Annotated in this window: 3 protein-coding genes; all 3 read right to left on the bottom strand. The window is 74.1% G+C overall.

Going from position 1 to position 4738, the window contains the following annotated elements:
* A partial coding sequence (locus tag ACFV0G_RS35455) for a germacradienol/geosmin synthase (RefSeq protein ID WP_380556825.1) occupies positions 1 to 2264 on the bottom strand: 2264 nt, incomplete at its 3' end.
* Positions 2265 to 2500: 236 nt separating this feature from the next.
* Positions 2501 to 3463 carry a DUF1152 domain-containing protein gene (locus tag ACFV0G_RS35460; protein WP_380556827.1) on the bottom strand — a complete coding sequence of 321 codons (963 nt, stop codon included), beginning with the start codon at positions 3461 to 3463 and terminating at the stop codon, positions 2501 to 2503.
* 283 nt (positions 3464 to 3746) lie between these two features.
* On the bottom strand, positions 3747 to 4475 hold the full coding sequence (locus ACFV0G_RS35465) for a hemerythrin domain-containing protein (RefSeq protein ID WP_380556829.1): 729 nt from the start codon (positions 4473 to 4475) through the stop codon (positions 3747 to 3749).
* Between the last annotated feature and the right edge of the window lie 263 nt (positions 4476 to 4738).

Genomic DNA, 4738 nt, shown 5'->3' on the forward strand with positions numbered 1-4738 from the left:
CCGGACGGGCCGAGCGACACGGGCGGCACGGGCGGCGCAGCGGGGTCGGGTGCGGCGGGCACGGCGGTCGGGGGCGCGGGCGCGGGCACGGCGGGGCCTGCGGGCACGGCCGCGGCCGGGGCCGGGGCCGTGCGGTGGTGGCGGACGAGGTCGGGCTCGGCGTAGCGGTGGCACTGCTGGTGCCAGGTCAGCACGGCGGCCATCCAGTCCCGGAGTTCGCCGACCCGGCCGTCGAGGGCCGTGCGGGCCGCCGCGTCCAGCTCCAGGTCGTCGTACAGCTGCGGGAGCTCGTACGCGGCGACGTGCTGGAACTGGCTCAGCCGGGACTTCATGAGGTCGTGGACGACCCCGAGCGCCGTCGGGTAGTCGCAGTCGAAGAAGTTCTGCGTGACCAGCACGAGGTTGTGCACCTCGCCCTCGTACTCGATCTCCTTCTGGTACGAGAAGACGTCGTTGACCAGCATCGCGTAGTCGGCGGCGGAGTTCTCCAGGGCCTGCATCGAGGCGTGCCGGTGGACCGCGTCGGGGACGCTGCGGCCCGGACCGAGCCGGGCGAGGCCCATGGTGAGGTCGGCGCCGAAGGTGTGGCGCCGCATCTCCAGGTAGTCCACGGGGTCGGGGATGCGGTGCTGCGCCCGGTTGAGCAGCTCCCACAGCCAGGACTCCAGCATCTTCTCGACCCCGGCGCGGAAGCGCCCGCGGGCCTCGCCGTCCATCGGCCCGGCGGTGCGCTGCCAGAGGTCGTCGAGGCCGCGTTCGAGGCCGTTGAGCGGTGTACCGGTGGCCGGCCCGTCCAGCGGCATGAGCGCCAGCAGCCGGTCGTTGCAGGCCTTGGCGCCGGGCAGGTCGCGGGCGGCGCCGAAGACCGCCGGGTAGTAGTCGTCGGCGTAGGTGCCCCAGGCGAGCCAGCCGGCGGAGAGGTCGAGTTCGCCGAGGGTCGCGTCCGGGTCGATGGCGGCCGCGCAGAGCGCGAAGTCGAAGTCGGCCAGCTTCTCCGCCGCCCACACGCCGGGGACGGGGTCCAGCAGGGCGACCCGCTCGGCCCAGTCGGCGACGGCCCGCCGGACGGTCTCCAGGTGCGGGTTGAACCGGGTCGGGAACGGCATCTCGAAGTCCGGCAGCAGGGACGGCCCGACCGGGCGGAAGGGGACGTGGGCGAAGCTGCGGGCCCGGGCCGGGTCGACCAGGCCGCGCAGCGACCTGAGGACGTCCGAGGCCTGGGTGCCGACGCCGGTCGGGCCCGGCAGGTCGGGGACGCGCCCGGCCGCCGCGCCGCCGTCGTTCATGTAGCGGCTGGAGCGCAGGTGCCACTCGTGGCCGCCGGACTGCCAGTCCTGGAGGCCCTTCACGTACGCCATGACGTCGGCGCGGGCCTGCGGGTCGAGGCCGTGCTCGGCGAACAGCAGCGGCAGTTCGGCGAGGACGGTGTTCTCGAACTGGTGCAGCCGGGAGGTGAGGAGGTCGTTGACCCGCTCGGCGGCCTCCTGGGTGGGGCAGCCGAAGAAGGTCTCCAGCACCAGGACGCCGTTGGACAGCTCGCCCTCGTCCTCGACCTCCCGCTGGTAGGAGAACAGGTCGTTGCGCAGGTGGACGCCGTCGGAGAAGGCGTCCCGCAGCACCCGCATCGGCCGGGAGGCGGCGATCGGGGCGGGCACCTCGGCGCCGACCGCGTGCTCGACCAGGCCGGCCGACCAGGGGGCGCCGCCGACCTTGCGGCGCATCTCGATGTACTCGACCGGATTGGCGATCCGGCCGGCGTTGATGTTGGAGAGCTCCCACATGGACTCGTTGAGCAGGTGCTCGGTGCTCTCTCGGAAGCGGGCGCGCCAGGCCGGCGACATGCCCGGGACGGTACGCAGCCACAGGTCGGCGAGGCCCGCCTCGACCGGGTTGGTCGGCTCGGGCATGCCCTGGTCGGGGTCGAGCGGCATGAAGGCGGGCAGTCGGTCGAGGTAGGCCTTGCCGCCCTTGCGGTCCTGGGTGCGCTTGAACAGCTCCAGGAAGTGGTCGTCGAAGAAGAACACCCAGACGTACCAGTCGGTGACCAGCGCCAGTTCCGCGGCGTCGCAGTCGGGGTGGGTGTAGGCGCACAGCAGGGCGTAGTCGTGGGAGTCGAGGTCGTGCTCGTCCCAGATGCCCGAGCCCTCCAGCATCCCCATGCCGCGGGCCCACTGGCTGGTGTGGGTGCGGGCGTGGTCAAGGTGCGGGTTGAGCGTCGCCGGATGCGGGACGTAGAAGTCCGGCAGCTCGAAGGGTTGTGGCACTGCCGTGTCACCTTTCCTCGGCCGTCATGGAGTCCCGGACGAGGGGATGCCCGGGCCGACGGTCATGATCGCGCGGAGCCTGCCCGGGACATGCCGGGAACACACCGATGGCGGAGCGTCCGCGGGGGCCAGGCCGGCCCCGCACGCCCGCGCGAAGTGCCGTACACCCGGCGCGCGTTCAGGCAAACGCGCCCCTCGGGGCGGCCGGACCGGCGGCCGGGCGGGCGGGCGCGGCGTCAGTGCGGGAAGGCCCGAGGTGGGCGCAGTGCCGGCAGGCCGTCGCGGAACTCCTCGACGATCGAACCGATCTGCCCCACCAGGACAGTGCGTTCGAGCCTGTCCAGATAGAGGTTGCGGGCGGCCAGTGCCTCGACCGTCACGCCGAAGTAGATCGTCATCAGCGGGTTGACGAACAGCGCGCCGCCCTTGGTTCGCTCGGTGAACCGCACATCCCCGAACTCCCCCCTCAGCGCCGCCGCGACCGAGCCGTGCACGATGCTCGGGTGCTCGGGGAACGCCGCCTGCGCGTGCTCGACGGCGTCCAGGTAGAGCGCGCCCTCCCGGCTGTCCCGCGGCAGCGAGAACGCCCCGAGGTAGCCGCCCGCCCGCTCCAGGGCAGCCAGGTTCTCCAGCACCAGGGCGTGGTTGACGCCGTGGTACGCGTCGATGCCGAACCCGAGGGAGGCGACCAGCCGTTCCGGGATGTGCGGCAGGCCGGCGACCGCGGCGAGCGAGGCCATGTCCTCCTCCGGCGTGCCGAGCCCGGCCTCGTCGCCGCGCATCAGGATGTCGGTGCCGCCGTCCACCAGCAGGACCGCGTCGATGCCCAGACGGTCCGTCAGCGCCCGGTACGCCTCGCGCAGCAGCTGCACCCCGACCGGGGGGAACGCCCAGACCGTGTCCGGCATGCCGTGCAGCTGCAGCCAGCGGGCCAGCGTGCGCTCCGGGAAGTAGCCGTCGGCGGACCGGGTGTCCGGGCGGATCTCGGCGACGTCGGGCGCCAGCCAGACCTCGCCGTCGAGCCCGTACAGATGGCTGAAGGAGAGGTTGGCGAGATGCACCTCCTTGCCCGCCGCGCGCAGCGCGAGCGCGATCGGCAGCCCCGCGTACACGTCGAAGCCGCCGCCCGCCCCGGCGATCAGGATCCGGTCGGCGGCCTTCAGCCGGGTCAGCAGCGCAGGTTCGAACAGCGAGCTCATCCGGCGGACTCTACCGGGCGCATCCCCGCAGCACGGCCCCGATCCCGGCGACGGCGGGACGGGTTCGAAGCGGTGCCCGTCGCCGCCGAACAGGCCGGCGCCGCGGTCATCGGCCTGCGGCACAGTGCCGGCACGGCCCCGGCCGACCGGTCCGGTGGCCGCCCGGACGCCCCCCGGGGCGGCTGCGGCAGATCGGCCCGGGCCGTCCGCTCCCCCGCGGAACTCGGGGACCGCTGACGTCCGGACCGGGACCCGCGGGCCGGCACCCGCCGCCGGCGGGCCGTCAGAGCGAGCCGGGGCCCCACAGCTGCGCGGAGCAGCGCGCGTAGGTGTCCCGCCAGTGCGGCCAGTGCCGGACGACGGAGTCGTCGCAGTCCGCCAGGAGCAGGTCGGTCTGGGCCTCGTCGACGCCGTCGAGCAGCCAGACCAGGGCGTCGGCGGCCGCCGGACCGTCCGCGGCCCGCAGCAGGTCGAGCAGCTCGGGCAGCGTGCCGATCCGCGAGCCGGCCGGGAAGATGCCGGCCATCCGCGGGAGCAGCTGGCGCTCCTCGATCCGCAGGTGGGTCTCCAGCCGGGCGGCGAGCTCCTCGACCGCGTACGCCACCGGCCAGGAGCTGGCGGGGTCGCGGGTGGCGATCCGCACCAGGGTGGTGACCCGGGTGAAGGAGTGGTCGAGGTTGTGGTGGTCGGCCTCCAGCCAGTTGAGCAGCAGGCGCAGCTCCGGGGCGAACCGGCGCAGCATCGGCCAGAGCCGGGTGTCCTGCTGCTCGTGGTGGCAGGTGAGCATGGCGGTCATGAAGTCCCAGTGGCCCTGGAGCGCCCGGGCGCCCGCCTCGTCCTCGGGCTGGAGCAGGCGCAGGGCGTTGGGCAGCCGGGCCAGGTCGCGCCGCATGGCGGCGTGCACCAGGTGCAGGGCGGCGAACGGGATCGGCTGGATCTCGGGCATCCGCTGCTCCGCGTACGGCTGGGCGGGCATCTGTGGCGAGTCGACGGGGAGCAGGTGGCAGGACATGGCGCTCTCTTCGCGGCTGACTGGGGCTGGATCGGCTCCGGCACCGCGACAGGTGCTCGGCCAGGGCTCCAGAGTGGTGCCAGCCCATCAGAGTCGAATCAATGACCGATTGACGTGCAGGTCAGCGCGGGAATCGGGTGATCGGCGCGCCCCCCGGGCGCGCCCGGCCCCCCGCGCCCCGGGGGCGCGGGGGCCGGGGACAGGCGCGGTGCCGCGGCGGCGGCCCCGCCCGCCCGGGGGTTATCACCCCCCGCCCGGGGCCC

It is taken from the genome of Kitasatospora sp. NPDC059571 (genome assembly GCF_042735675.1).
In the GTDB taxonomy this organism is placed as follows: Bacteria; Actinomycetota; Actinomycetes; order Streptomycetales; family Streptomycetaceae; genus Kitasatospora.

Coding starts and splice junctions, on each gene's coding strand:
- ACFV0G_RS35465 (WP_380556829.1), bottom strand. CDS start 4,475: ATGTCCTGCCACCTGCTCCCCGTCGACTCGCCACAGATGCCCGCCCAG.
- ACFV0G_RS35460 (WP_380556827.1), bottom strand. CDS start 3,463: ATGAGCTCGCTGTTCGAACCTGCGCTGCTGACCCGGCTGAAGGCCGCC.